Source organism: Streptomyces cyaneochromogenes (assembly GCF_003963535.1).
GTDB classification, from domain to species: domain Bacteria; phylum Actinomycetota; class Actinomycetes; order Streptomycetales; family Streptomycetaceae; genus Streptomyces; species Streptomyces shaanxiensis.
Genome location: NZ_CP034539.1, coordinates 2,487,954 through 2,514,338 on the forward strand (window position 1 = coordinate 2,487,954; position 26,385 = coordinate 2,514,338).

The window sequence follows — 26,385 nt, forward strand, 5'->3', positions numbered from 1 at the left end:
GGGACACGGACGTCGTCGCGGGCGCCCGTCCCGGGCTCGCGGCGCGCCCTCCCTCGCCCGCCGCACGTCAGGGAATCACCCGGCGCAGCACGTCGCGCGCGTACTCCTCGTCGTACGGCGCCTCCGTGAGCAGTACCTGCAGACAGATCCCGTCCACCAGCGCCACCAGTGCCCGCGCCGTGACCGCGTCCGTACGGCGGGACAGCCGGTCGGCGAGATCGCGTGCCCACTCGGCGGCGACCGGCCGCAGGGCGGGGCGGCGCAAGGCTGCGAGGTAGAGCTCGCACTCCAGCTCCACGCCCGTGCGGTCCCCCGCGAGCCACTCGCCCATCAGACCCGCGAGTTCGCCGGCCAGGTCGGTCTCCGGGTCCTCCAGGCCACCGCGCGAGGCGACCACCTTGGCGAAGCCCTCGTTGGCCTGGCGCAGGGCGGCGACCAGCAGGTCGTCGAGGGTCTTGAAGTGGTACGTCGTGGAGCCGAGCGGCACGTCGGCCGCGGCGGCGACGGTGCGATGGCTCAGCCGCGCGATGCCCTTCTCCCCGACGACCCGGATCGCCGCGTCGATGATCCGCTGACGTCGCTCGGGGTCGTAGCGCCGGGCCATCAGTGCGCGCCTCCCAGGTTCAGCACCACCACGCCGACGATGATCAGCGCGATACCGGCGGCCTTGGTGAGAGTCATCCCCTCCCCCAGGAGCAGGACCCCGATGGTGGCGATGGCCGCGGTGCCGACGCCGGCCCAGATCGCGTAGGCCGTGCCCACGGAGACGGTCCTCAGCGTCTGGGCGAGCAACGCGAAGGAGACGACGTATCCGAGTGCGGTCAGCAGCGAGGGCCACAGCCTGCTGAAGCCGTCGCTGTACTTCATGGCGGTCGTGGCGGCCACCTCGGCCGCTATGGCTCCGGCGAGCAGCAGGTATCCCATGTGTACAAGCGTACACAACGATGCGTACGACCGTACACAAACCCGCCGGGCCGCTCCGCGTGCCGACCGGTTCAGCAGGTACGGCGGCGGTATCCGCCCTCCCCCGCCGGTACGACGTCCAGGTCGCGCAGGACCACCGACAGCCGGTCGCCCCAGTCCGCACAGGCCGCGGCGAGGCCGTCGGAGCGGTACTCGATGACGAAGACCCGGTCGTCGTAGGCGTCGGCGTACGCGCCGCACTCGTCGTACTGTCCGCACTCCTCGGCGACCGCGAAGTCGAAACCGAGGCGGCGCCCTTGCCGCGCCAGTTCGGCGGCGTTCTTCTGGCCGATCGCCAGGCCGGCCGCGTGGGCCCGGGCGGCGATCAGCTTGCCGAAGGCCAGGTTGTCCTCGGCTGTCAGCAGCCCGTCGGACCGTTCGTTGGAGTCGAGGTTGTCGGCCTCGACCGCCTGGAACCCGGACTCGGCGCAGGCGTCGATCCACTTGCCCACGATCCCGGCGAGCCGTTCGCGCTTGGCGGCCGTCGAGATGTCCAGCAGGGCCTCGTCCCAGTCCCGGTCGACGACCGGCTCGTCGTCGGCGTCACGGAGCAGCAGGTCGGGGTGGTGCTCCTCCCACCAGCCCTCGGCGTCCGGCTGGGCCTGGAAGGCGTTGACGTAGCAGATGCTGTACACCCCCGGCGCCGGTTTCGCGGTGCGGTCGCGGGAGACCGCGTGTACGCCCGCGGGCGGCGGGTACGCGCCGCCGATCTGGTAGTCGAAGGCGACCCCCGGCTCGGGCAGCTCCGCCTTCGGCGCGTCGGCGCCCTCGCCGTCGGACGCAGTACACCCGCCCGCGGCCACGGCGAGCGCACCGCACAGTGCTGCGGCCGCGAGCGCGCGGCGGAGTGCTGGGGGGATGCGGTGGACCATGATCCGGGGGCTCCTGTCGGTGCGTGATCTTCGGCGCTGTCCGGCCATGATGCCCTGCGCCGCGACGGGCGCTTACCACGGCCGGCCGCCGCCTGCCGCGGCCGGGTCGGGACGGGCCGCGTCGGGGACGGGCCGCGTCGGCAAGGCGCCGGGCGGGCACCGGAGTTGTGGATACGGCTGATGACAAAGGGCTGCTCCGGGGCCACCGGTTCCACTAGTGTTGTTCACCGTTCACATACCGGGCCTTCGCAGCCGCGGTCGTCGCCCCATGACGCCGCTGGGGGGAACAGCGCATGCCAGACAACAAGTCCCGGCCGTCTCAGGACCAACCTTGGGAGAACGGCTGGGCCCCGGACACCTCGCGGGCGCCGGGGACGCGCCGCCTGTGGCTGGCGGGCGGAATGGCGGTGGCGACGATCGTCGCCTGCGTCACCGCGATCGCCGTATCCGAAAGGGAGTCCGACAAGGAGTCACCCTCGGCGTCGTCCGCCACCGAGAACACCTCGTACCCCGGTCTGATCTCCTTCGCCAGCCCGTCGGCGACTCCTCCCAGGGGCAAGAGCGGCCTGTCGACGGACCGGCCCGCGACCCGGTCGCCCGGCCAACAGCACGCCACCACGCCGAAACCCGCGCCGGATCCGTCCAAGTCGCCTTCCCGCGAGGGCAGTTCACCGACCGCCGCCCCGAAGCCACCGGCCACCACAGGGCGATCCGTCCGCTCGGTCAACTACCCGGACCGCTACTGGCATGTGAGTGACGGTTACGTGAGGCTGGACCGGGTCCAGGGCTCGGAGTCCCGTGAGGACTCCACCTTCAGACAGGTCAAGGGCCTGGCGAACAGCTCCTGTTACTCCTTCGCCGCGCAGGACGGCCGGTATCTGCGCCACCGCGCCTTCGTCCTGCGCGCCGAGCGCAACGACGGCTCGTCCCTCTTCGGGCAGGACGCCACCTTCTGCCCCCGCGCCTCGTCGTCCCACTCCGGTGCCACCATGCTGGAGTCGGTCAACTATCCGGGCTACTTCCTGCGCCACCGCGACTTCGTGGTCCGTCTCGAACGCTTCGAGTACAGCTCCCTGTACCTGTCCGACTCGTCGTTCCAGCTGGTCGGCGGGCTGGCCTGAGCACACGAAAGCGGCGGCACCCGACAGGTACCGCCGCTGGTGTCCGGCCCAGGGCCGGACAGGCCTCGGACGGCCTCAGACGTTGAACCCGAGCGCCCGAAGCTGCTCGCGACCGTCGTCCGTGATCTTGTCCGGGCCCCACGGCGGCATCCAGACCCAGTTGATGCGCAGCTCGCTGACGAGGCCGTCCGTGGCGGACTTGGCCTGGTCCTCGATGACGTCGGTCAGGGGGCAGGCCGCCGAGGTCAGGGTCATGTCGAGCGTCGCGACGTTCGCGTCGTCGATGTGGATGCCGTAGATCAGGCCGAGGTTGACGACGTCGATGCCCAGCTCGGGGTCGACGACGTCGTACAGCGCCTCACGGACCTCTTCCTCCGAGGCCGGCTTCATCTCAACGGTCTCGCTCATGCCGTCTTCCTTTCGGCGTCGGCTCCGCCCAGGGCCTGGGCCGTCGCGTCCTTCCACGCCATCCAGCTGAGGAGGGCGCACTTGACCCGGGCCGGGTACTTGGAGACTCCGGAGAACGCGACCGCGTCCTCCAGGACCTCCTCCATCGCGTCATCGGGCTCGATCTTCCCCTTCGACTGCATCAGCTCCAGGAAGGTCTCCTGGATCTTCCGCGCGTCGGAGAGGTCCTTGCCGACGAGGAGTTCGTTCAGTACGGACGCGCTCGCCTGGCTGATGGAACAGCCCTGGCCCTCGTACGAGACGTCCTCGATCGTCGTGCCGTCGTACTTCACACGGAGCGTGATCTCGTCGCCGCACGTCGGGTTCACGTGGTGCACCTCGGCGTCGCCATCCCTCAGACCACGCCCGTGCGGGTTCTTGTAGTGGTCCAGGATGACTTCCTGGTACATCGAATCCAGCTTCATGCGTCGCTCTTCCCGTCCCGTCAGCCGAAGAAGTTCCGTACGTGCTCCAGGCCGTCCACCAGAGCGTCGATCTCGGCCGGCGTGGAGTACAGATAGAACGACGCTCGCGTGGTCGCAGGAATTCCGTAGCGCAGGCAGACCGGGCGGGCGCAGTGGTGGCCGACCCGGACCGCGATGCCCTGCTCGTCGAGGACCTGGCCCACGTCGTGCGGGTGGATGTCGCCGAGCGTGAAGGAGATCGCGGCGCCGCGGTCCTCGGCCGTGGTCGGGCCGATGATCCGCAGGTCGGGGACCTCCGCCAGCCGCTTCACCGCGTACTCGGTGAGCGCGTGCTCATGGGCGAGGATCTTGTCCATGCCGATCGAGTTGAGGTAGTCGATCGCCGCGCCCAGGCCGATCGCCTGCGAGATCGGGGGCGTGCCCGCCTCGAACTTGTGCGGGGCGGGAGCGTATGTCGACGAGTGCATCGACACCGTCTCGATCATCTCGCCGCCGCCGAGGAACGGAGGCAGGTCCTCCAGCAGCTCCTGGCGGCCCCAGAGCACGCCGATGCCGGTCGGGCCGCACATCTTGTGGCCGGTGAAGGCCACGAAGTCGGCCTGGAGGGACTGCACGTCCATCGGCATGTGCGGCGCGGCCTGCGAGGCGTCGATGCACACCAGCGCGCCGACCTCCTGCGCGCGGCGCACTATCGCCTCGACCGGGTTGACCGTGCCCAGGATGTTCGACACCAGCACGAAGGAGACGATCTTCGTCTTCTCCGTGATGATCTCGTCGATGTTGGACAGGTCGAGTCGGCCGTCGTCGGTGAGACCGAACCACTTCAGCTTCGCGCCCGTGCGCTGCGCGAGCAGCTGCCACGGGACGATGTTGGAGTGGTGCTCCATCTCCGTGATGACGATCTCGGTCTCGTGGTCCACCCGGTAGGGCTCGTCGGCCCAGCCGAGCATGTTCGCCACGAGGTTGAGCGATTCGGAGGCGTTCTTGGTGAAGATCACCTCGTCGCGCGAGGGCGCGTTGATGAACTCCGCGACCTTGTCGCGCGCGCCCTCGTACAGCGCCGTGGCCTCCTCGGCGAGGACGTGCACGCCACGGTGGACGTTGGCGTTGTGCTGCTCGTAGTACTCGGAGAGCACGTCGAGCACCTGGCGCGGCGTCTGCGAGGTCGCCGCGTTGTCCAGGTACACGAGCTTCTTGCCGTCGTGGACGACGCGGTCCAGGATCGGGAAGTCCTTGCGCAGCGCCTCGGTGTCGAGGAGGCCCGGCAGCTGTGTCACGCGGATGCGCCACCCTTCGTGTAGGCCTCGTAGCCCTCGTTCTCCAGCTTGTCGGCGAGCTCGGCGCCGCCGGACTCGACGATGCGGCCGCCGGAGAAGACGTGGACGTGGTCGGGCTTGATGTAGCGCAGGATGCGCGTGTAGTGGGTGATCAGCAGGGTGCCGACCTCGCCGGTCTCGCGGACGCGGTTGACGCCCTCGGAGACGATGCGCAGCGCGTCGACGTCCAGACCGGAGTCCGTCTCGTCGAGGATCGCGACCTTCGGCTTGAGCAGCTCCAGCTGAAGGATCTCGTGGCGCTTCTTCTCACCGCCGGAGAAGCCCTCGTTGACGTTGCGCTCGGCGAAGGACGGGTCCATGTTGAGGCGCTCCATGGCCTCCTTGACCTCCTTCACCCAGGTACGCAGCTTGGGGGCCTCGCCGCGGATGGCGGTGGCGGAGGTGCGCAGGAAGTTGGAGACCGAGACGCCGGGGACCTCGACCGGGTACTGCATCGCCAGGAACAGGCCCGCGCGGGCGCGCTCGTCGACGGACATCTCCAGGACGTCCTCGCCGTCGAGGGTGACGGTGCCGCCGGTGATCGTGTACTTCGGGTGACCCGCCAGCGAGTAGGCGAGGGTCGACTTGCCGGAGCCGTTGGGGCCCATGATGGCGTGCGTCTCGCCCTGCTTCACGGTGAGGTCGACGCCCTTGAGGATTTCCTTCGTGGCGTTGTCGGCCTCGACGGTGACGCGCAGGTCTCGGATTTCAAGCGTTGCCATGGGTGCCTCAGGACTCCTGGTTGAGGGAGACGAGCACGTCGTCTCCTTCGATCTTTACGGGGTATACGGGGACGGGGCGCGTCGCGGGTAGGCCGGACGGCTTGCCGGTGCGGAGGTCGAACGCGGAGCCGTGCAGCCAGCACTCGATCTGGCAGTCCTCCACCTCGCCCTCGGAGAGCGAGACGTTCGCGTGGGAGCAGATGTCGTAGATGGCGAACACCTCGCCCTCGGTCTGCACGACCGAGACCGGCGTGCCGTCGAGTTCCACCCTCTTGGGGGTGTCCTCCTCCAGCTCGCTCAGCCCACAGGCGCGTACGAAGGCCATCAGACCGTGGCCTCCAGCTCCTCGTTGATCTTCACGAGGAGGCGCTCTTCGATGTCGTCGACGCCGATCTGCTGGACCAGCTCGGCGAAGAAGCCGCGGACCACCAGACGGCGGGCCTCGTCGGCCGGGATGCCGCGCGCCATCAAGTAGAAGAGCTGCTCGTCGTCGAAGCGGCCGGTCGCCGAGGCGTGGCCGGCGCCGACGATCTCGCCGGTCTCGATCTCCAGGTTCGGCACGGAGTCGACGCGGGCGCCGTCGGTCAGAACCAGGTTCCGGTTCATCTCGTACGTGTCCGTGCCCTCGGCCTTGGCCTCGATGAGGACGTCGCCGATCCACACCGCGTGGGCGTCGTCGCCCTGGAGCGCGCCCTTGTACATCACGTTGGACTTGCAGTGCGGGGTGTTGTGGTCGACCAGGAGGCGGTGCTCCTGGTGCTGGCCCGCGTCGGTGAAGTACAGGCCGAACAGCTCGGCCTCGCCGCCGGTGCCGGCGTAGGCGACACGCGGGTGCAGGCGTACGAGGTCGCCGCCGAAGGTGACCACGAACGACTTGAAGGTGGCGTCCCGGCCGATCAGCGCGTTGTGCTGGCCCACGTGCACGGCCTTGTCGTCCCAGTCCTGGACGGAGACGACGGTCAGCTTGGCGCCGTCGCCCAGGATGTAGTCGACGTTGGCGGCGAGCACGGCGTCACCGGTGTGGTCGATGACGACGACGGCCTCGGCGAAGGCTCCGAGCTCCACGACCTGGTGGCCGTAGGCGACCCCGCCCTCGCCGTGCACGGCGATACGGATCGGCTCGGTGAGCACCGTCTCCTTGGGGACGGTGATGACACCGGCCTTCTCGAACGCCGAGTACGCCTGGGCGGCGACGCGGTCCACCGGGGTGCCCGCCTTGCCGATCCGGGCGTCGTCACGGCCGACGGTCTCGACGGTGACGCCCTCGGGGGCCTGCACGTCGACCTTCACGCCGTCACCGGTCGCCACGGCGGTGCCGTCGTGCAGCCCGCGCAGGCGCTCCAGCGGGGTGAACCGCCACTCCTCCTCGCGGCCGTGCGGGACCGGGAAGTCCGCCACGTCGAAGGACGGGGGCGCGCTCATGCGCGTGGCGACGGTCGACTCGGCGGCAACGGCCACCGCGCCGGCGGTGGTGGATCCCAGCGGTGGGGGTCCCCCCGCCCGAGTGGATTCGAGGGTGGGGGAGTTCTGAGCCTCAGCCATGGCTGTCGGTCTGCTCTCTTCCTACGTCAGAAATTGCTGGCTGCTGTCGGGCGGCGGGTCTTAACCGACCGCGCCTTCCATCTGCAGCTCGATCAGCCGGTTGAGCTCGAGGGCGTACTCCATGGGCAGTTCCTTGGCGATCGGCTCGACGAAGCCGCGCACGATCATCGCCATCGCCTCGAACTCGCTCAGACCGCGGCTCATCAGGTAGAAGAGCTGGTCCTCGGAGACCTTGGAGACGGTCGCCTCGTGGCCCATGGACACGTCGTCCTCGCGGACGTCCACGTACGGGTACGTGTCGGAGCGGGAGATGGTGTCGACGAGCAGCGCGTCGCACAGCACGTTCGACTTGGAGCCGTGGGCGCCCTCGCCGATCTCGACGAGACCGCGGTAGGAGGTACGGCCGCCACCGCGCGCCACCGACTTGGAGACGATGTTGGAGGACGTGTTCGGCGCCATGTGGACCATCTTGGAGCCGGCGTCCTGGTGCTGCCCCTCGCCCGCGAAGGCGATCGACAGGGTCTCGCCCTTGGCGTGCTCGCCCATCAGGTAGACGGCCGGGTACTTCATCGTCACCTTGGAGCCGATGTTGCCGTCGATCCACTCCATGGTCGCGCCCTCGTAGGCGACGGCGCGCTTGGTGACCAGGTTGTAGACGTTGTTCGACCAGTTCTGGATGGTCGTGTAGCGGCAGCGGGCGTTCTTCTTGACGATGATCTCGACGACCGCGGAGTGCAGCGAGTCCGACTTGTAGATCGGGGCGGTGCAACCCTCGACGTAGTGCACGTAGGCACCCTCGTCGACGATGATCAGGGTCCGCTCGAACTGGCCCATGTTCTCCGTGTTGATACGGAAGTAGGCCTGGAGCGGGATCTCGACGTGCACGCCCGGCGGCACGTAGATGAAGGAGCCGCCCGACCACACCGCGGTGTTCAGCGACGCGAACTTGTTGTCGCCGACCGGGATGACGGTGCCGAAGTACTCCTTGAAGAGCTCCGGGTGCTCCTTCAGCGCCGTGTCGGTGTCGAGGAAGATGACGCCCTGCTCCTCCAGGTCCTCGCGGATCTGGTGGTAGACGACCTCCGACTCGTACTGGGCCGCGACACCGGCGACGAGGCGCTGCTTCTCCGCCTCGGGGATGCCGAGCTTGTCGTACGTGTTCTTGATGTCCTCGGGCAGGTCCTCCCAGGACTCCGCCTGCTTCTCCGTGGAACGCACGAAGTACTTGATGTTGTCGAAGTCGATGCCGGAGAGGTCCGAGCCCCAGTTCGGCATGGGCTTCTTGTCGAACAGCCGCAGACCCTTGAGGCGGAGCTTGGTCATCCAGTCCGGCTCGTTCTTCTTCGCGGAGATGTCACGAACGACGTCCTCGCTCAGACCACGCTTCGCAGAGGCGCCGGCTTCGTCGGAGTCGGCCCAGCCGTATTCGTACTTGCCCAGACCCTCGAGCTCAGGGTGGGCAGTCTCCTCGATGGGGAGAGTCATGCGGGGTTCCTCCCGGCCGTGCTTGCAGATGCGTTGTCGCTATGAACTTGCGTGTGGGAAATCTTTGGGATGAACGTCGTGCAGACGCCGTCGCCGTGCGCGATGGTCGCCAGTCTCTGGACGTGCGTTCCGAGCAGCTCGGCGAAGATCTCCGTCTCCGCCTCGCACAGCTGCGGGAACTGCTCCGCGACATGGGCGACCGGGCAGTGGTGCTGGCAGAGCTGCTCGCCTTTTTGGGGGAGGGGTGCGCTGCGCGCCGTAGCAGCGTACCCGTCGACGCTCAGGGCCTTGGCCAGGGCTTCGGTGCGCTTGTCCGGTGTGGCCGCCTCGATCGCCTTGCGGTAGACGCGCGCCTGGGCGGCGATCCGGGCGCGGGCGAAGGCGGCGACCGCCTCGCTCCCGCCCTCGCGCTCGGCGATCCACTTCAGGGCGTCCGCGGCGAGCTTGTCGTACGACTGGTCGAAGGCGTCACGGCCGCAGTCGGTGAGCGCGAAGACCTTGGCTGGACGGCCACGCGTGCGCGTGCCGTACACCCGCTGTTCGCGAGCCTCCACGACGTCGTCGGCGACCAGTGCGTCCAGATGCCTGCGTACGGCGGCCTGGGTCAGTCCCAGCCGGCCGGCCAGCTCGGCGACGGTCGACTGGCCGTGGTCCAGGATGGACCGCGCGACCCGGTTGCGCGTGGAGCGCTCCCCGGTCGCGAGCTCCTCCTGAGGGGTTCCCATGGGGGTCTCCCGAGCCTCGCCGACGTTTTTCACAACGCCATTGTTGCGTAATTCCTCAAAGGCAGGCAAGCCGCGTCCGGGTGCCTCGCGGGTGCCCTGCGTCACTTAGGCATACCTAATCTGACCTGCGGAAACGATCTTTGATCGATCAAACCGGTAGAACTTCGAGGCCCCGTCCGGAACACTCCGGAAACATGTCCACACCCCCTCCGACCGGGCCTCTTGTCACTCGGGGCACCCTCGCGGCACATCTGCGCGAGCTAGGCGTCCGAACCGGTGAAACCCTCCTCGTGCACTCCTCGCTCAGCGCCCTGGGCTGGGTCTGCGGAGGGTCCGTCGCGGTCGTCCAAGCCCTGCTCGACGCGGAAACCTCCGGCGGCTGAGCCGATCGGGACAGTCACACCCCCTGCACTCCACGTGGCCGGGGCCGGGCGAACCCTCTGGGGGCTGCGCTCCCAGGCCCCCGCATCGGCCTGAAGGGCCTCGTCCTCAAACGCCGGACAGGCTGGCTTTCGCTGACCAGCGCCGACACCCGGCCGTAGTGGCGGGCAGTCGTGCCGCTGGGGCGGCACTCCGTCCCCAGCGGCGCCGGGTTCCGCGACCGACCTGGGCACGTTGCCGACACCCGCCCGACAGCGCGGGGCGGCACGGTCCGGTTCAGCGGCGCAGCCCCGTCGCCGGGGCCCACGGGATGGGAGGTGGTGACCGAGGTGTCGATCACCTCGGAGCGGTTCGACGAGCTGGGGCACGACTTCGAGCGGGACCGGCCCGTCGTACGCGGGAAGGCGGGCGCGGCCGACGTACGGCTGTTCCCGGTGGCGGACGCGGTGGCGTACGCGGTGCGGTGGCTGGAGATGCACCGGCCCCGCGCCGAGGAGATCTGAACCGGACCGTGTGGGGAGATGTGAACCCGCCATGTGGGGAGATGTGAACCCGGCCGTTCGGGTTACCGGCCGCGTACCTAGACTCTGGAGCCATGCGAACTGAGCCCGTGGTCCAGGTCCAGGCCCTGGTGAAGCGGTACGGCACGAAGACCGCGGTGAACGGCCTCGACCTGGTGGCCCGGGCGGGCGTGACCGCCGTGCTCGGACCCAACGGCGCGGGCAAGACGACGACGGTCGAGACCTGCGAGGGATACCGCAAGCCGGACTCCGGCACGGTGCGCGTCCTGGGCCTCGACCCGGTGAGACAGTCCGGCGAGCTGCGGCCGCGCATCGGCGTGATGCTGCAGTCCGGGGGCGTCTACTCGGGAGCGCGGGCGGACGAGATGCTGCGGCATGTCGCCAAGCTGCACGCACACCCCCTGGACGTCGACGCCCTGATCGAGCGGCTCGGGCTGGGCAGCTGCGGCCGGACCGCCTACCGCCGCCTCTCCGGCGGCCAGCAGCAGCGGCTCGCGCTCGCCATGGCCGTGGTCGGCCGACCGGAGCTGGTGTTCCTGGACGAGCCGACCGCCGGACTCGACCCGCAGGCCCGCCGCGCCACCTGGGACCTGATCCGGGACCTGCGCGCCGACGGCGTCTCCGTGATCCTCACCACCCACTACATGGACGAGGCCGAGCAGCTCGCCGACGACGTCGCGATCATCGACGCGGGCCGGGTCATCGCCCAGGGCTCCCCCGAGGAGCTGTGCCGCGGCGGCGCCGAGAACACCCTCCGCTTCACCGGCCGCCCCGGCCTCGACGTGGGGTCCCTGCTGAAGGCCCTGCCCGCCGACTGCACGGCGGCGGAGCTGACGCCGGGCTCCTACCGGGTCGGCGGCAAGGTCGACCCGCAGCTGCTCGCGACGGTGACGTCGTGGTGTGCGCAGCACGGGGTGATGCCGGAGAAGATCTCGGTGGAGCGGCACACCTTGGAAGACGTGTTCTTGGAGATGACCGGCAGGGAGCTGCGATCATGATTCCGGCCCGCACAGGGATCGGCCGGGGGCCCGGGGGTTGTCCCCCGGGAAGACACAGCCTGGAGATGACCGGCAAGGAGCTGCGTTCGTGACCACCGTCGGTACGGGTACGTACACCCCGAAGCCGGGCGCCGCCCCCCTCCCCCGCATGATCGCGACGCAAGCGGCACTCGAGACCAGGATGCTGCTGCGCAACGGCGAACAGCTGCTCCTGACCGTGGTGATCCCCACCCTCCTGCTGGTCCTCTTCAGCTCGGTGGACATCGTCGACACCGGCGCAGGCGAGGCCGTCGACTTCCTCGCCCCCGGCATCCTCGCGCTCGCGGTGATGTCCACGGCGTTCACGGGGCAGGCGATCGCCACGGGCTTCGAGCGCCGGTACGGCGTGCTGAAACGGCTGGCCTCCTCGCCGCTGCCCCGCTGGGCCCTGATGACCGCGAAGACGGCGTCGGTGCTGGTCACGGAGGTCCTGCAGATCGCCCTGCTGACGGTGATCGCCTTCGCGCTGGGCTGGTCGCCCGAGGGCAACCCGTTGGCCGTGCTGCTCCTTCTCGTCCTGGGCACGGCGGCCTTCTCCGGTCTCGGCCTGCTCATGGCGGGCACGCTCAAGGCCGAGGCCACCCTGGCCGCCGCCAACCTGGTCTTCCTGCTGCTGCTCGTGGGCGGCGGGGTGATCGTGCCGCTGGACAAGTTCCCGGCGGGTGTGCAGGACGTGCTGGGCCTGCTGCCGATCTCGGCCCTCTCCGACGGACTGCGGGACGTACTGCAGCACGGGGCCGGGATGCCGTGGGGCGACCTGGGGATTCTGGCCGTGTGGGCGGTCGTGGGGCTGGCCGCGGCGGGGAAGTTCTTCCGCTGGGAGTAGGCGTCCCGGGCCCGGGGCGGCCCCCTGTCCCGGGACCCTCGTGAAAGCGTGCACAAGCGGCCGCCTACGATAGGGCGCGTGCCAAAGCTGACCCGCGCCGACGCCGTAGCGGCCGTGCGCAACCCCCTCGCCTTCATCGCCGCACGCTGGACCCCCACCCCGAGGGCGGTCCGACGGGCGGCCCTCGCCGCGCTCGTGATGTCGGTGCTCATCGTGGTCACCGGCGGTGCGGTACGCCTCACCGGTTCCGGGCTCGGCTGCCCGACCTGGCCCAAGTGCACCGACGACTCGCTGACCGCCACCAGCGAGATGGGCCTGCACGGCGCCATCGAGTTCGGCAACCGCATGCTGACGTACGTGCTGTGCGCGGCCGTCGGCTGGGCGATCATCGCGGCCCGTTCCACCAAGCCGTACCGGCGCGGTCTGACCCGGCTGGGGTGGGCGCAGTTCTGGATCGTGATGAGCAACGCGGTGCTCGGCGGCATCGTCGTGCTGGTCGGCCTCAACCCGTACACGGTCGCGACCCACTTCGTGGCGACGTCCGCGCTCATCGCGGTCGCGACGGTGATGTGGCAGCGCACCCGGGAGGGCGACGCGGCGCCGCGTCCCCTGATCGGCAAGGCGGTGCAGCAGCTGGTGTGGGTCCTGGTCGGGGCCTCGGTGCTGCTGATCCTGGTCGGCACGGTGGTCACCGGTGCGGGCCCGCACGCGGGCGACTCCAGCGAGGTCGAGCGGATGCCGGTCGACTGGGAGACCGTCACCAAGCTGCACGCCGTACTGGCCTGGATCGTGGTCACGCTGACGTTCGCCCTGTGGTTCGTCCTCAAGGCGGTCGACGCCCCGAAGGGCCCCCTGAACCGCACCCGCGACCTGTTCCTGATCCTCCTCGCCCAGGGCGTCATCGGCTACGTCCAGTACTTCACGGACCTCCCGGAAATCCTGGTCGGCCTGCACATGTTCGGCTCGGCCGTGACATGGATCGCGGTGCTGCGGGTGCTGCTGTCCCTGCGGGAACGGCCGTACGACGAGATCGGCATCCCGGCTCCGGCACCCGAGGCGACGGTCGGCACGCGCGCGTGAGTCAGCCGTACGTCGTCACCAACTCGTCGATCGCCGGCCCCAGGTAGGCCCGCGTCAGCCCGGCCCTGCGCGCCGCCCACTCCTCGTCCGGCGGCGCGGCGTCGCCGTAGCGGCGCCTGCGGATGTCCTCGACCACCTCTGCGGACGCCCCGAGCCCCGGCAGCAGGTCCAGGGCCTCGCGCTTGGAGATCAGGCGGCCGTCGCGCAGGGTGACGCATGCCCGGGCGAAGGTGATCAGCCCCAGGTCGACCCAGACGTCCCGGGTCCACAGCCGGGCGTTGTCGACGGCCGGCCGCCAGAAGTCCCGCTGATCGCGTACGACGAAGTCGCCGAGCTCCCGGTCCGAGACCGGCGGCAGCAGGCCGGCCGGCGCCTTCCCGTGCAGCACCCGCCCGAAGGCGTGCAGCTCGCGCCGGGTCACCGGGGTCACCGGCCGTCTGAACAGCTCCTGGTGCGCCCAGGTGAGATGGGGCCGGTCGGGATCGTCCGCCGTGCCGGGCGTGAGGTAGGTGCAGTGCAACAGCGCGGCGAGCGGCTCGGCCCGCAGCCGGGCGTGGACTTTGGCCAGCCGCCAGACGGTACGGGGCGTGAGCGGGCCGTCCAGTACGGCGATCAGGTCCAGGTCGCTGCGGCCCTCCTGGTAGTCGCCCCCGGCGAGCGAGCCGTGCGCCCAGACGGCGACGGGAGCGAGAGGCTGGAGTTCCGCGAGGAAACGGTCGAGTAAGGCAGAGGTCGGCATCCGCCCAGTCTGGAGGGCTCACCCCAGCCCGTACACCCGCCGCGCGTTCCCCGCCGCCACCATCCCCGCCACCCGTTGCGCGTCCGCCAGCGACCACGCCCCCTCGGCGACCCAGCCGCCGAGCACCCTGGCGAGGGCCTCGCGGAAGAGCCCGGCGCCCACCACGTGCAGTTCGGGCAGGCCCTGTGCGCCGCTGGAGAAGAGGATCTTGCCGAAGGGGGCAAGTTCCAGGATCTCGGCGAGGATCGTCGCGGCGCGGGCACCCGTACGGATGAGCGCGGCGCCCGAGTCGGCGTAGACGTGCGGGAAGACGCCGGCCAGATGGGCGGCGTGGCGGTGGTACGGGTAGCCGTGCAGGAGGATCAGGTCGGTGCCGAGGCCGGCCGTGGCCCGGACGAAGTCCGTGAGCAGCACCGGGTCGGCGCGGTCGATCCGCACGCCGGGCTCTGCCAGCCCCGCGTGCAGTTGGAGCGGCAGTCCCGACGCCACCGCGATCCACAGCAGGTGCCGTAGCAGCACCGGGTCGGTCAGTTCCCCGCCCACCCTGCGCCCCGCCAGCCAGCGGCCCGCCGCGCCCCGTACCTCTCCCGGCCCGGGTGGCTCGGGGGCGAGCGCGAGTCCGTGCCGTACTCCGGCGACCGAGGTGAAGGCCACCGCTCCGGCCGCCGCGCCGTGCACCGATTCGGCGAGGTTGGCGAGGAAGGACTCGACGGTGCCGGAGGTGTCGGCGACCTGTTCGGCGAGCAGTTCCAGGCGCACGATCTCCAGGGCCTCGGCGGAGGCGGCGGAGGCCAGTTCGGTGGGGCCGGTGAGGTCGCCGGGCACGCCGGTGTCGATCAGATACGTCGTGATGCCACTGCCGCGCAGCAGCCGCCGGCCCGCCTCCACCACGCCGAGTTCACGGCGTCTGGCCAGGTAGCGGGCGGGTGGGCAGTGGGGTTCCAGACCGAGGAGGGGCGGGCACCAGCGGCGTACGGCGAAGCCCGTCTGGGTGTCGAAGAGCGTGGTGCCGGGGGCCGGGGGGCCTTCGGTGCGGGCCAACTGGGCCTCGAAGGTGCCGAGGCCCAGCTCCGTGCGCAGTACGCCGTGGCAGTACTGGTCCACGAGGGACGGCGTGTCGATCATCCGGGCTCCCCGTGGGTGGACTGCGCTTGCTACAGGTCCTAACGGGTGAACCGGTGACTAGGTGTTGCGTAAGAGGGAGGGTGGCTCAGGTTGTTCGGCGAGTACGGCTCGTTTCAACCGCCGATCTGAATGCCCGCCATCCGCTTCCACTCGTACGTGCCCGTCGTCACCTTCGCCGCGAACTCGCCGTCGAAGGACTCGTGGCGGGTGACCCCGGCCGTCTCCACCGCCTTCTCGGCGATCTCGTACGACGGTGCCACCAGGTCGCCCCAGCCGCCGTCCTCGCCGACGAGCACGATGCGGGCGCCGCGCTGTCCGATGTACGCGACCTGGGCCTCGGCGCCGCCGTGGGACTTCGCGAAGGAGTTGATCTGCTTGGCCAGCTTGGCCACCTTGTCTGCCATGGCCAGGATGCTACTCGCGGGTAGATCGGCTGGCGAGAGCAGGGCCCTGTGACCTGTGTCAGCGCAGGAACGTGACCTACGTCAGCGCAGGAACGGGTCCACCGCCACCGCCACGAACAGCAGCGACACATACGTGATCGACCAGTGGAACAGGCGCATCTCCTTCAGCTTCACGCCCGTCACCTCCGCCTTCGCACGGTTCTGCAGCGCGTGCGCCTCCCACAGCCACCAGCCGCCCGCGCCCAGCGCGACCGCGGTGTAGAACCAGCCCGTGTAGCCGAGCGGCGTGAGCAGGAGCGAGACCGCGACCATCACCCAGCTGTAGATGACGATCTGCTTGGCGACGACCTTGTTGGAGGCGATGACCGGGAGCATCGGCACGCCCACGCGCGCGTAGTCCTCCTTGACCTTCATGGACAGCGGCCAGTAGTGCGGCGGCGTCCAGAAGAAGATCACCAGGAAGAGGATGAGCGGCGCCCAGGTGAGGGAGTTCGTGACGGCCGTCCAGCCGATCAGCACCGGCATGCAGCCCGCGATGCCACCCCACACGATGTTCTGCGACGTACGGCGCTTGAGGATCATCGTGTAGACGACGACGTAGAAGAGGAGCGCTCCGAGCGAGAGCCAGGCACTCAGCCAATTGACGGTGAGGCCGAACAGCAGCGTGGAGGCGACCGCCAGCGTGATGCCGAAGGCCAGGCACTCGCGCGGGCTGACCATGCCGGTGACCAGCGGACGCTGCGAGGTGCGGTCCATGAGCGCGTCGATGTCGCGGTCGATGTACATGTTCAGCGCGTTGGCGCCGCCCGCGGACAGGTAGCCGCCGATGCAGGTGAGCAGCACCAGACCGAGGTCGGGCACGCCCTGCTCGGCCAGGAACATCACCGGAACGGTGGTGATGAGCAGCAGCTCGATGATCCGCGGCTTGGTCAACGCCACGAACGCCTTGACCCGGGCCCCGATCGGCCGCCGGCTCGGGCTCTGGCTCGTCCCGATAATCCCCGCTGGACGGGATTCAACGGCCGTCACGCACACCCCTGACAGAGACATCCCAGCAAGCCTCCCCGTGTGAAGTCCCGGTAAAGGCTCGCGCGTACCACGCCACTGTAGACGTTGCCCAGACCCGGACATTCGCGGGGGTGGGGTCGTGTTGAAGGGGGTGGTCCGACGGGCGCACCACGGCTCGATTGAGCACCCGGATGAGCGGGTGCGTATTCACTTGCCGAACGCGGAACGACCTAGTCGGGAGGCACATCCCGGCGACTCCCGGCAGTCTGGAATGACTCGAAAAAACGCACGTACTTCCGGGGGTAGGCTCGACAACGGCCGGCCGACGCCGAGTACGCCGGCAGCCGGTGGGGGTGTGTGCCCGTGACACCGGCAACCGACATGTGGAGAGGAGCCCTGACCCAGGGTGAGCACCAAGCCGACCACCACAGACCTCGAGTGGACCGAGTTGGACCAGCGGGCCGTCGACACCGCCCGCGTCCTGGCCGCCGACGCCGTACAGAAGGTCGGTAACGGCCATCCGGGTACGGCGATGAGCCTGGCGCCTGCCGCGTACACCCTCTTCCAGAAGGTGATGCGGCACGACCCCGCGGACGCCGAGTGGGTAGGGCGCGACCGCTTCGTGCTGTCCGCCGGCCACTCGTCCCTGACCCTCTACACCCAGCTGTACCTGGCCGGCTTCGGCCTGGAGCTGGACGACCTGAAGGCGTTCCGGACGTGGGGTTCGAAGACCCCCGGTCACCCGGAGTACGGCCACACCACGGGCGTCGAGACCACCACCGGCCCGCTGGGCCAGGGTGTCGCCAACGCCGTCGGCATGGCGATGGCCGCCCGCTACGAGCGCGGTCTGTTCGACCCGGAGGCCGCCGAGGGCACCTCCCCGTTCGACCACTTCGTCTACGTCATCGCCGGTGACGGCTGCCTCCAGGAGGGCATCTCCGCCGAGGCGTCCTCGCTGGCCGGCCACCAGAAGCTCGGCAACCTGGTCCTGCTGTGGGACGACAACCACATCTCGATCGAGGGCGACACCGAGACGGCCGTCTCCGAGGATGTCGTCAAGCGGTACGAGGCGTACGGCTGGCACGTGCAGCGGATCGCCCCGAAGCCGGACGGCGACCTCGACCCGCACGCCATCTACAACGCGATCGAGGCCGCGAAGCAGGTGACGGACAAGCCGTCCTTCATCGCCATGCGCTCGATCATCGCCTGGCCCGCCCCGAACGCGCAGAACACCGAGGCCGCCCACGGCTCGGCGCTCGGCGACGACGAGGTCGCGGCCACCAAGCGCGTCCTCGGCTTCGACCCGGAGCAGTCCTTCGAGGTCACCGACGAGGTCATCGGCCACACCCGCAAGGCTCTGGAGCGGGGCGCCGACGCGAAGGCCGAGTGGGAGAAGTCCTTCCAGCTCTGGCGGGACAACAACCCCGAGCGTGCCGCCGAGTTCGACCGGATCAGCAAGGGCGAGCTGCCCACCGGCTGGGAGGAGAAGCTCCCCGTCTTCGAGCCCGGCAAGGGTGTCGCGACCCGTGCCGCGTCCGGCAAGGTGCTGCAGGCGCTGGGTGCCGTGATCCCCGAGCTGTGGGGCGGCTCGGCCGACCTGGCCGGCTCCAACAACACCACCATCGACAAGACGTCGTCGTTCCTCCCGGCGGACAACCCGCTGCCGGAGGCCGACCCGTACGGCCGCACGATCCACTTCGGCATCCGCGAGCACTCCATGGCCGCGGAGATGAACGGCATCGCGCTGCACGGCAACACCCGTATCTACGGCGGCACGTTCCTCGTGTTCTCCGACTACATGCGCAACGCCGTGCGCCTGTCGGCGCTGATGCACCTGCCGGTGACGTACGTGTGGACGCACGACTCCATCGGTCTCGGTGAGGACGGCCCCACCCACCAGCCGGTCGAGCACCTCGCCTCCCTGCGCGCCATCCCCGGTCTCAACGTCGTCCGTCCGGCCGACGCCAACGAGACCGCGATCGCCTGGCGCGAGATCCTCAAGCGCTGGACCAAGGAGTTCGGCAAGGGGCAGCCGCACGGGCTCGCGCTGACCCGTCAGGGTGTGCCGACGTACGAGGCCAACGACGACGCCGCGCGCGGCGGTTACGTCCTGTTCGAGGCCGACGGCGGCCAGGCGCAGGTCGTCCTCATCGCGACCGGTTCCGAGGTGCACGTCGCCGTCGAGGCGCGCGAGCGGCTCCAGGCCGACGGGGTGCCGACGCGGGTCGTGTCCATGCCGTCCGTGGAGTGGTTCGAGGAGCAGGACCAGGGGTACCGGGACAGCGTCCTGCCGCCCGCCGTCAAGGCGCGGGTCGCGGTCGAGGCGGGCATCGGCCTCACCTGGCACAAGTACGTCGGGGACGCGGGTCGCATCGTTTCCCTGGAGCACTTCGGTGCTTCCGCCGACGGCAAGGTCCTTTTCCGGGAGTACGGCTTCACTGCCGAGAACGTGGCGGCCGTCGCGCGGGCTGTGCTTGATTCAACTACGGGCCTCGCCGCGACCCAGCGCTGACGCTCATATACGAGACGTAGGAGTTTGATTTTCCATGACAGACGCACTGAAGCGCCTCTCCGAGGAGGGCGTCGCGATCTGGCTGGACGACCTGTCGCGCCAGCGCATCACGTCCGGCAACCTCGCCGAGCTGATCGACCAGCAGCACGTCGTCGGTGTCACCACCAACCCGACGATCTTCCAGAAGGCGATCAGCAGCGGTGACGGCTACGAGCAGCAGGTCGCCGACCTCGCCGCCCGCAAGGTCACCGTCGAAGAGGCGATCCGCATGATCACCACGGCGGACGTCCGCGACGCCGCCGACATCCTGCGCCCGGTCTTCGACGCCACCGGCGGCCAGGACGGCCGGGTCTCCATCGAGGTCGACCCGCGGCTCGCCCACAACACGCGTGCGACCGTCGCCGAGGCCAAGCAGCTGGCCTGGCTGGTCGACCGTCCGAACACCCTGATCAAGATCCCGGCCACCAAGGCGGGCCTTCCGGCGATCACCGAGGTCATCGGCCTCGGCATCAGCGTCAACGTCACGCTGATCTTCTCGCTGGAGCGCTACCGCGAGGTCATGAACGCCTACCTCGCGGGCCTGGAGAAGGCGAAGGAGCGCGGGCTCGACCTGTCGCTCATCCGCTCCGTGGCGTCCTTCTTCGTCTCCCGCGTGGACACCGAGATCGACAAGCGCCTCGACGCGCTCGGCACCGACGAGGCCAAGGCCGCGCGCGGCAAGGCGGGCGTGGCCAACGCGCGCCTCGCCTACCAGGCGTACGAGGAGGTCTTCTCCTCCGACCGCTGGAGCGCGCTGGAGAACGCGGGCGCCAACAGGCAGCGCCCGCTGTGGGCCTCGACCGGCGTGAAGGACCCGGCCTACAAGCCGACCCTGTACGTCGACGACCTGGTCGCGCCGAACACCGTCAACACCATGCCCGAGGCCACCCTCCAGGCGACGGAGGAGAAGGGCCAGATCACCGGCAACACCGTCGCCGGCACCTACGAGCAGGCCCGCGCCGACCTGGACGCCGTCGAGAAGCTCGGCATCTCCTACGACGACGTGGTCCAGCTCCTGGAGGACGAGGGCGTCGAGAAGTTCGAGGCGTCCTGGAACGACCTGCTCAAGTCGACCGAGGCGGTACTCGAGCGCCTCGCCCCCTCGGAGGGCTGATCCCTTGCCACCCTTCAACGTCACTGAAGCGAACCCGCTTCGTGACGCCGCCGACCGACGGCTCCCGCGTATCGCGGGGCCGTCGGGCCTGGTGATCTTCGGCGTTACGGGCGATTTGTCACGTAAAAAGCTGATGCCCGCGGTGTACGACCTCGCCAACCGGGGTCTGCTGCCGCCGGGCTTCTCGCTGGTCGGCTTCGCCCGCCGCGAGTGGGCCCACGAGGACTTCGCGCAGGAGGTCCACGACGCGGTCAAGGAGCACGCCCGCACCCCCTTCCGCGAGGAGGTCTGGCACCAGCTCATCCAGGGCATGCGCTTCGTGCAGGGCACCTTCGACGACGACGACGCCTTCGAGCGGCTGCGCGGCACCATCGAGGAGCTGGACAAGGCCCAGGGCACGGGCGGCAACTTCGCCTTCTACCTCTCGGTGCCGCCGCGCTCCTTCCCGGTGGTCATCCAGCAGCTGAAGAAGCACGGCCTCGCCGACCAGACGGGTGGCTCCTGGCGCCGCGCGGTCATCGAGAAGCCCTTCGGCCACGACCTGAAGTCCGCCGAGCAGCTCAACAAGGTCGTCCACGAGGTCTTCGCCCCGGACCAGGTCTTCCGTATCGACCACTACCTGGGCAAGGAGACCGTCCAGAACATCCTGGCGCTGCGCTTCGCCAACACGATGTTCGAGCCGATCTGGAACCGGTCCTTCGTGGACCACGTGCAGATCACCATGGCCGAGGACATCGGCATCGGCGGCCGCGCCGGCTACTACGACGGCATCGGCGCCGCCCGTGACGTCATCCAGAACCACCTCCTGCAGCTGATGGCTTTGACGGCCATGGAGGAGCCCGCCTCCTTCGACGCGGACGCGCTCGCGGCGGAGAAGACCAAGGTGCTCGGGGCGGTCAGGCTCCCCAAGGACCTGGGCCGCGACACCGTGTTCGCGCAGTACGCGGCCGGCTGGCAGGGCGGCGAGAAGGCGGTCGGGTACCTCCAGGAGGAGGGCACCGACGCCAACTCCAAGACGGACACGTACGCCGCGATCAAGCTGGGGATCGACAACCGCCGCTGGGCGGGGGTCCCCTTCTACCTGCGCACCGGCAAGCGGCTGGGCCGCCGGGTCACCGAGATCGCGGTGGTCTTCCAGCGGGCGCCGCACTCCCCCTTCGACACGACGGCCACCGAGGAGCTGGGCCAGAACGCGATCGTGATCCGCGTCCAGCCCGACGAGGGCGTCACGGTCCGCTTCGGCTCCAAGGTGCCGGGCACGTCGATGGAGATCCGGGACGTGTCGATGGACTTCGCCTACGGCGAGTCCTTCACGGAGTCCTCGCCCGAGGCGTACGAGCGTCTGATCCTCGACGTCCTGCTCGGCGACTCCAACCTCTTCCCGCGCACCGAGGAGGTCGAGCTGTCCTGGAAGATCCTCGACCCGATCGAGGAGTACTGGGACACGCACGGCAGCCCCGCCCAGTACCCGTCCGGTACCTGGGGCCCCGTCGAGGCGGACGAAATGCTCGAGCGAGACGGACGGAGCTGGCGCCGGCCATGAAGATAGACCTCACGGACACCACGGCCAGCAAGATCAACAAGGCGCTGGTGCAGGGCCGTCGGGCGATCGGCACGCCGGCCGTCGGCATGGTGCTCACGCTGGTCATCGTGACGGACGAGGAGAACGCGTACGACGCCCTCAAGGCGGCGAACGACGCCTCGCACGAGCACCCCTCGCGCACCCTGGTCGTCATCAAGCGCGTCTCACGTTCGCCCCGCGACCGTACGCAGTCCCGGCTGGACGCCGAGGTGCGGGTGGGCGCGGACGCCGGCAGCGGCGAGACGGTGGTGCTGCGCCTGTACGGCGAGGTGTCCGACCACGCGCAGTCGGTGGTTCTGCCGCTGCTGCTGCCGGACGCCCCGGTGGTGGTCTGGTGGCCGGTGAACGCGCCGCTCGACCCGGCGAAGGACCCGCTGGGCGCGCTGGCCCAGCGCCGGGTGACGGACACGTACGCCTCGGAGCAGCCGGTGCGGGAGCTGTCGGCCCGCTCCGACACCTACACGCCCGGCGACACCGACCTGTCCTGGACCCGGATCACGCCGTGGCGCTCGATGCTGGCGGCGGCTCTGGACCAGGTGGTCTGCGACGTGCGGGCCGTCGAGGTGGAGGGCGAGGAGTTCAACCCGAGCTGTGAGCTGCTGGCGATGTGGCTCGCGGACCGGCTGGACGTGCCCGTGAAGCGGTCGCTGTCGTCGGGCCCCGGTCTGACGGCGGTCCGCATGGACACCGACCGCGGCCCGATCACGCTGGACCGCGCGGACGGCTCCCTGGCGACCCTCTCCATCCAGGGCCAGCCGGACCGCGCGGTGGCGCTGAAGCGGCGGGAGACCGCCGAGCTGATCGCGGAGGAGCTGCGGCGGCTCGACCCGGACGACACGTACGCCTCGGCGCTGCGGTTCGGGGTGGAGCGGCTGAACTCGGTGCCGGCTCCGGCGGTTCGGGGCGCGGAGGCCGCCCATGCCGCCGAGGCCGCCGTGGCCAAGGCCGTGCAGGCCGTGGCGCTGGCCGAGGCCGCCGTGGCCAGGGCCGAGGAGCCGCCCGCGGAGGCGGAAGGGCCGGCCAAAGGAGAACCGGCCTCAGAGCCCTCCCAAATCGCTGCGCAAGCATCCGGGAAGGAAGCGGCGTCGCCGGAACCGGTGAAGAAGGCGGCGGCGAAGTGAGTACTCCGCAGTTGGTCGTGCACCACGACAAGGAGCTGATGGCGCAGGCCGCGGCGGCCCGGCTGATCACGAAGATCGTGGACGCCCAGGCCTCCCGGGGCTCGGCGTCCGTCGTCCTCACGGGCGGCCGCAACGGCAACGGCCTGCTGGCCGCGCTGGCGGCCGCCCCCGCGCGGGACGCCATCGACTGGGGCCGCCTCGACCTCTGGTGGGGCGACGAGCGCTTCCTCCCCGAGGGCGACCCGGAGCGCAACGTCACGCAGGCCCGCGAGGCGCTGCTGGACACGGTGCCGCTGGATCCGAAGCGGGTGCACGCCATGCCCGCCTCGGACGGGCCGTTCGGCGCGGACGTGGAGGCTGCGGCCGCCTCGTACGCGGAGGAACTGGCAAGGGCGGCGGGGCCGGAGAACCACGGTGCCGTGCCCACCTTCGATGTCCTGATGCTGGGCGTGGGTCCCGACACCCATGTCGCCTCCCTGTTCCCGGAGCTGCCCGCGGTACGGGAGACGCAGCGCACGGTCGTCGGGGTCCACGGCGCCCCGAAGCCCCCGCCGACCCGTGTCACCCTCACCCTGCCCGCGATCCGGGCGGCGCGTGAGGTGTGGCTGCTGGCGGCGGGCGAGGACAAGGCGCAGGCCGCGGCGATCGCCCTGTCGGGCGCGGGTGAGATCCAGGCGCCGGCGGCGGGGGCGTACGGGCGTTCCAGGACGTTGTGGCTGCTGGACTCGGCGGCGGCTTCGCAGTTGCCGCGGTCCATGTATCCGCCGGCTTCGCCGTGAGTGGGGGGCGGTGGGGGATGGATTTCGCCCCCGCCGCCCCTACCCGTCCCATCCTTCTGGGGCTCCGCCCCAGACCCCGCTCCTCAAACGCCGGAGGGGCTGAATTTTGCCGGCCGCGCTGATTTCAGCCCGTCCGGCGTCTGACGACGAGCACGGCCACCCCCCTTGGACGCCGCCCCAGTCATTCCAGCCCGTCCGGCGTCTGAGGACGAGGCCCTTCGGGCCGAAGCGGGGGTCTGGGGGCGGCAGCCCCCAGGGACGGGAAGGGTAGGGGCGGCGGGGGCGAGAAACCCCCTACTTCACCGACCCCGCCATCACCCCCTGCACAAAGTGCCGCTGGAAGGCGAAGAACACGACCACCGGCACCACCAGCGACACGAACGCCCCGGGCGCCAGCACATCGATGTTGCTGCCGAACTGCCGTATCTGCGACTGGAGTTCAACGGTCAACGGCTGAGACGCACTGTCGGCGAACAGCAGCGCCACCAGCATGTCGTTCCACACCCACAGGAACTGGAAGATGGCCAGCGAGGCGATCGCCGGACGCCCCACCGGAAGCACCAGCCGCGTGAAGATCCGCCACTCGCTCCCCCCGTCCATCCGCGCCGCCTCCAGCATCTCCTTCGGCATCTCGGCGAAGTAGTTGCGCAGCAGGAACACGGCGAACGGCAGCCCGTACGCCACATGGAACAGGACGACTCCGGGAATCGTGCCGAACAGCCCCAGTTGGCCGAAGAGTTTGGCGACCGGCAGAAGGCCGATCTGCACGGGAACCACCAGCAGCGCCACCACGACCAGGAAGATCGCCTCGCGGCCGGGGAAGTCCAGCCACGCGAACGCGTACCCGGCGAGCGCGGCGATGACCACGACCAGCACGGTCGCCGGCACCGAGATCAACACGGTGTTCCAGAAGGCCTGGCTGATCCCGGCGTTGCCCAGCAGCGCCGAGTAGTTGTCGAACGACAGCTGGCCGGGACTGGTGAACACGGTCCACCAGCCGCCCTTCGCCGTGTCCTCGGCCGACCGCATGGACGACAGGAACAGGCCGGCCAGCGGCGTCAGCCACACCAGCCCGATCACCACCAGAAACGCCTGGACGACTCCGTTGCCCAGGCCCCGCCTGACCGCGTTCATCGCTGACTCCCTCGGAAACGGCGGACGTTGAAGACCATGGCGGGGATGACCAGCAGCAGCAGGAGCACACCCAGCGCGCTGCCCAGCCCCTGGTTGTTGCCACCGCCGAACGACACCAGCCACATCTGCGTCGCGAGCACGGTCGCGTCCTCCTGCACCGGGCCGGGCGCGATGATGTAGACGAGGTCGAAGACCTTCATCACGTTGATCACGAGGGTCACGAAGACCACCGTCAGCACCGGCGCCAGCAACGGCACCGTGATCCGCCGGAAGATCTGCCACTCGTTCGCGCCGTCCATCCGCGCCGCCTCCAGCGCGTCCCGGGGCAGGGCCGCGAGACCCGCGCCGATCAGGACCATCGCGAAGCCCGTCCAGATCCACAGGTACGCCCCGATGATCGCCGGAGTGACCAGCGTGGGCCCGAGCCAGGAGATGCCCTCGTAGGGCGCGGCGAAGTTCGAGGCCGGCAGCTTCACCGTGTACGAGCCGTCGTCCAGCCCCTCGAAGCGGAACGAGCCGTCGGCCGCCGTGGTCGTCGAGGCGACCGCCTCTCCGGCCCGCACCGCCTCGACCGTCATCTCCGGCAGCCCGCTCTCCCGCCGGTCGACCTGGCCCTGCTCCCCTCCCCCACCGGGCGTGAAGTCGAGGTACACGACACCGCGCAGCTCACCGGGGGCCGCCTTCCGCTCGGCTGCCGTGTACGCCGGCCGAGCGTCGTCCGGCAGATCCGCGGGCAGCACCCCGACCAGGCCCAGCGTCAGCGCCTCGCCCGCAGACGCGGTCGCGCTCGTGCGGTACGAGCCGTCCGCGGCCTTCGTCAGCCCCTGCCCGTCGCGCGCCCGGGCCGTCGGATAGGTCGACGTGCCCTGGAAGGCGTCGTGCACGGAGACGGCGGCGGCGTTCAGCACGCCCTTGTCCGGGTCCTCGTCGTACGCGAGCCGGAAGATGATGCCGGCCGCGAGGAAGGACACGGCCATCGGCATGAACAGCAGCAGCTTGAACGCGGTCGCCCAGCGGACCTTCTCCACCAGCACGGCCAGGATCAGACCGAGGCCGGTGAGCAGGGCCGGAGCCACGACGACCCAGATCGTGGTGTTGCGGATGGCCTTGAGGGTGGCCGGGTCGCGGAACATCTCCGTGTAGTTCTCGCCGCCCACGAAGCGGGTGCCGGAGGCGTCGAAGAAGCTGCGACCGACTGAGAACAGCACGGGATAGACGACCAGCGCGCCCAGCAGGAGCAGCGCCGGGAAGACGAAGAGCAGGGCGATGATCCGGGCGCGCCGCCGCGAGCGCCGGGCACGTTCCCTGCCCGGGCTCACGGCGGCCCCCCGGCTCGCCTCGTTCACGAGAGTGGCGGTCATGTCA

The 26,385-nt window shown here is 69.9% G+C and carries 26 protein-coding genes and 1 pseudogene; 10 read left to right on the forward strand and 17 right to left on the reverse strand.

From position 1 onward, the window contains the following. Window positions 1-67: 67 nt before the first annotated feature. The 3 genes from EJ357_RS11065 to EJ357_RS11075 form a co-directional block, all read right to left on the reverse strand. Window positions 68-604: a TetR/AcrR family transcriptional regulator gene (locus EJ357_RS11065; RefSeq protein ID WP_126391069.1), complete on the reverse strand. Its 537-nt coding sequence runs from the start codon at window positions 602-604 to the stop codon at window positions 68-70. Continuing rightward, on the reverse strand, window positions 604-924 hold the full coding sequence (locus tag EJ357_RS11070; protein ID WP_126391071.1) for a DMT family transporter: 321 nt from the start codon (window positions 922-924) through the stop codon (window positions 604-606). Before EJ357_RS11070 ends, EJ357_RS11065 begins: the two co-directional genes overlap by 1 nt. A gap of 71 nt (window positions 925-995) precedes the next feature. Continuing rightward, the gene (locus tag EJ357_RS11075) at window positions 996-1,835 is read right to left on the reverse strand and encodes an endo alpha-1,4 polygalactosaminidase (protein ID WP_126391073.1); all 840 of its coding nucleotides are present in this window, start codon (window positions 1,833-1,835) and stop codon (window positions 996-998) included. A gap of 293 nt (window positions 1,836-2,128) precedes the next feature. Here EJ357_RS11075 and EJ357_RS11080 point away from each other — a divergent pair, with 293 nt between their 5' ends. Then, window positions 2,129-2,956 carry an AbfB domain-containing protein gene (locus EJ357_RS11080; RefSeq protein WP_126391075.1) on the forward strand — a complete coding sequence of 276 codons (828 nt, stop codon included), beginning with the start codon at window positions 2,129-2,131 and terminating at the stop codon, window positions 2,954-2,956. Between the two features lie 75 nt (window positions 2,957-3,031). Here EJ357_RS11080 and EJ357_RS11085 read toward each other — a convergent pair whose 3' ends face one another. Genes EJ357_RS11085 through EJ357_RS11120 form a run of 8 tightly spaced genes read right to left on the reverse strand, consistent with a single transcriptional unit; the run spans window position 3,032 to window position 9,651 of the window. Further along, window positions 3,032-3,364 carry a metal-sulfur cluster assembly factor gene (locus EJ357_RS11085; protein ID WP_126391077.1) on the reverse strand — a complete coding sequence of 111 codons (333 nt, stop codon included), beginning with the start codon at window positions 3,362-3,364 and terminating at the stop codon, window positions 3,032-3,034. Continuing rightward, complete coding sequence (gene sufU, locus EJ357_RS11090) at window positions 3,361-3,828, reverse strand: Fe-S cluster assembly sulfur transfer protein SufU (RefSeq protein ID WP_126391079.1); 468 nt, start codon at window positions 3,826-3,828, stop codon at window positions 3,361-3,363. The genes EJ357_RS11085 and sufU overlap by 4 nt, the downstream gene beginning before the upstream one ends. A 20-nt stretch (window positions 3,829-3,848) precedes the next feature. Beyond that, on the reverse strand, window positions 3,849-5,105 hold the full coding sequence (locus EJ357_RS11095) for a cysteine desulfurase (RefSeq protein WP_126391081.1): 1,257 nt from the start codon (window positions 5,103-5,105) through the stop codon (window positions 3,849-3,851). Next, window positions 5,102-5,866, reverse strand: a complete 765-nt coding sequence (gene sufC, locus EJ357_RS11100; RefSeq protein WP_126391083.1) for a Fe-S cluster assembly ATPase SufC — start codon at window positions 5,864-5,866, stop codon at window positions 5,102-5,104. Before sufC ends, EJ357_RS11095 begins: the two co-directional genes overlap by 4 nt. A 7-nt stretch (window positions 5,867-5,873) precedes the next feature. Continuing rightward, window positions 5,874-6,191 (reverse strand): non-heme iron oxygenase ferredoxin subunit, encoded by a 318-nt coding sequence (locus tag EJ357_RS11105; protein WP_126391085.1) that lies wholly within the window; start codon window positions 6,189-6,191, stop codon window positions 5,874-5,876. Beyond that, complete coding sequence (gene sufD, locus EJ357_RS11110) at window positions 6,191-7,408, reverse strand: Fe-S cluster assembly protein SufD (protein ID WP_126391087.1); 1,218 nt, start codon at window positions 7,406-7,408, stop codon at window positions 6,191-6,193. Before sufD ends, EJ357_RS11105 begins: the two co-directional genes overlap by 1 nt. 60 nt (window positions 7,409-7,468) lie before the next feature. Continuing rightward, window positions 7,469-8,893: a Fe-S cluster assembly protein SufB gene (gene sufB, locus EJ357_RS11115; protein WP_062719203.1), complete on the reverse strand. Its 1,425-nt coding sequence runs from the start codon at window positions 8,891-8,893 to the stop codon at window positions 7,469-7,471. Next, complete coding sequence (locus EJ357_RS11120) at window positions 8,890-9,651, reverse strand: helix-turn-helix transcriptional regulator (protein ID WP_126391089.1); 762 nt, start codon at window positions 9,649-9,651, stop codon at window positions 8,890-8,892. Before EJ357_RS11120 ends, sufB begins: the two co-directional genes overlap by 4 nt. Before the next feature lie 161 nt (window positions 9,652-9,812). Here EJ357_RS11120 and EJ357_RS50725 point away from each other — a divergent pair. The 4 genes and pseudogenes from EJ357_RS50725 to EJ357_RS11145 all read left to right on the forward strand — a co-directional run bounded on the left by EJ357_RS50725 (window position 9,813) and on the right by EJ357_RS11145 (window position 13,463). Continuing rightward, window positions 9,813-10,502, forward strand: a pseudogene (locus EJ357_RS50725) (AAC(3) family N-acetyltransferase). A 92-nt stretch (window positions 10,503-10,594) separates the two neighbouring features. Continuing rightward, window positions 10,595-11,518: an ABC transporter ATP-binding protein gene (locus EJ357_RS11135; RefSeq protein ID WP_126391091.1), complete on the forward strand. Its 924-nt coding sequence runs from the start codon at window positions 10,595-10,597 to the stop codon at window positions 11,516-11,518. A 148-nt stretch (window positions 11,519-11,666) separates the two neighbouring features. Continuing rightward, a complete protein-coding gene (locus EJ357_RS11140; RefSeq protein WP_228473159.1) occupies window positions 11,667-12,383 on the forward strand; it encodes an ABC transporter permease in 717 nt (238 codons plus the stop codon). A gap of 87 nt (window positions 12,384-12,470) precedes the next feature. Continuing rightward, window positions 12,471-13,463, forward strand: a complete 993-nt coding sequence (locus tag EJ357_RS11145; RefSeq protein ID WP_407698512.1) for a COX15/CtaA family protein — start codon at window positions 12,471-12,473, stop codon at window positions 13,461-13,463. A gap of 1 nt (window position 13,464) precedes the next feature. On the opposite strand, the gene EJ357_RS11150 is transcribed toward EJ357_RS11145, so the two are convergent. The 4 genes from EJ357_RS11150 to EJ357_RS11165 form a co-directional block, all read right to left on the reverse strand. Beyond that, window positions 13,465-14,202: a nucleotidyltransferase domain-containing protein gene (locus tag EJ357_RS11150; protein WP_126391097.1), complete on the reverse strand. Its 738-nt coding sequence runs from the start codon at window positions 14,200-14,202 to the stop codon at window positions 13,465-13,467. Window positions 14,203-14,220: 18 nt separating this feature from the next. Beyond that, on the reverse strand, window positions 14,221-15,327 hold the full coding sequence (locus EJ357_RS11155; protein ID WP_126391099.1) for an amidohydrolase family protein: 1,107 nt from the start codon (window positions 15,325-15,327) through the stop codon (window positions 14,221-14,223). Window positions 15,328-15,440: 113 nt separating this feature from the next. Then, window positions 15,441-15,731 (reverse strand): hypothetical protein, encoded by a 291-nt coding sequence (locus tag EJ357_RS11160; protein WP_126391101.1) that lies wholly within the window; start codon window positions 15,729-15,731, stop codon window positions 15,441-15,443. Between the two features lie 81 nt (window positions 15,732-15,812). Continuing rightward, on the reverse strand, window positions 15,813-16,781 hold the full coding sequence (locus EJ357_RS11165; protein WP_407698479.1) for a heme o synthase: 969 nt from the start codon (window positions 16,779-16,781) through the stop codon (window positions 15,813-15,815). Window positions 16,782-17,145: 364 nt separating this feature from the next. Here EJ357_RS11165 and tkt point away from each other — a divergent pair, with 364 nt between their 5' ends. The 5 genes from tkt to pgl are packed head-to-tail and all read left to right on the forward strand — an operon-like array spanning window position 17,146 to window position 23,886. Then, window positions 17,146-19,251, forward strand: coding sequence for a transketolase (gene tkt / locus EJ357_RS11175; protein WP_126391103.1), 2,106 nt, complete (start codon window positions 17,146-17,148; stop codon window positions 19,249-19,251). 34 nt (window positions 19,252-19,285) lie between these two features. Next, window positions 19,286-20,404 (forward strand): transaldolase, encoded by a 1,119-nt coding sequence (gene tal, locus EJ357_RS11180; RefSeq protein WP_126391105.1) that lies wholly within the window; start codon window positions 19,286-19,288, stop codon window positions 20,402-20,404. A 4-nt stretch (window positions 20,405-20,408) separates the two neighbouring features. Continuing rightward, on the forward strand, window positions 20,409-21,947 hold the full coding sequence (zwf, locus tag EJ357_RS11185; RefSeq protein WP_126391107.1) for a glucose-6-phosphate dehydrogenase: 1,539 nt from the start codon (window positions 20,409-20,411) through the stop codon (window positions 21,945-21,947). After that, window positions 21,944-23,107: a glucose-6-phosphate dehydrogenase assembly protein OpcA gene (gene opcA / locus EJ357_RS11190; RefSeq protein WP_126391109.1), complete on the forward strand. Its 1,164-nt coding sequence runs from the start codon at window positions 21,944-21,946 to the stop codon at window positions 23,105-23,107. The genes zwf and opcA overlap by 4 nt, the downstream gene beginning before the upstream one ends. Beyond that, window positions 23,104-23,886: a 6-phosphogluconolactonase gene (gene pgl / locus EJ357_RS11195; protein WP_126391111.1), complete on the forward strand. Its 783-nt coding sequence runs from the start codon at window positions 23,104-23,106 to the stop codon at window positions 23,884-23,886. The genes opcA and pgl overlap by 4 nt, the downstream gene beginning before the upstream one ends. A 294-nt stretch (window positions 23,887-24,180) precedes the next feature. Here the strand turns inward: pgl and EJ357_RS11200 are convergent, their stop codons facing one another. After that, entirely contained in the window at window positions 24,181-25,020 is an 840-nt protein-coding gene (locus EJ357_RS11200; RefSeq protein ID WP_126391113.1) for a carbohydrate ABC transporter permease, read from the reverse strand. Next, the gene (locus EJ357_RS11205; RefSeq protein WP_126391115.1) at window positions 25,017-26,381 is read right to left on the reverse strand and encodes an ABC transporter permease; all 1,365 of its coding nucleotides are present in this window, start codon (window positions 26,379-26,381) and stop codon (window positions 25,017-25,019) included. Before EJ357_RS11205 ends, EJ357_RS11200 begins: the two co-directional genes overlap by 4 nt. Window positions 26,382-26,385 lie beyond the last annotated feature (4 nt).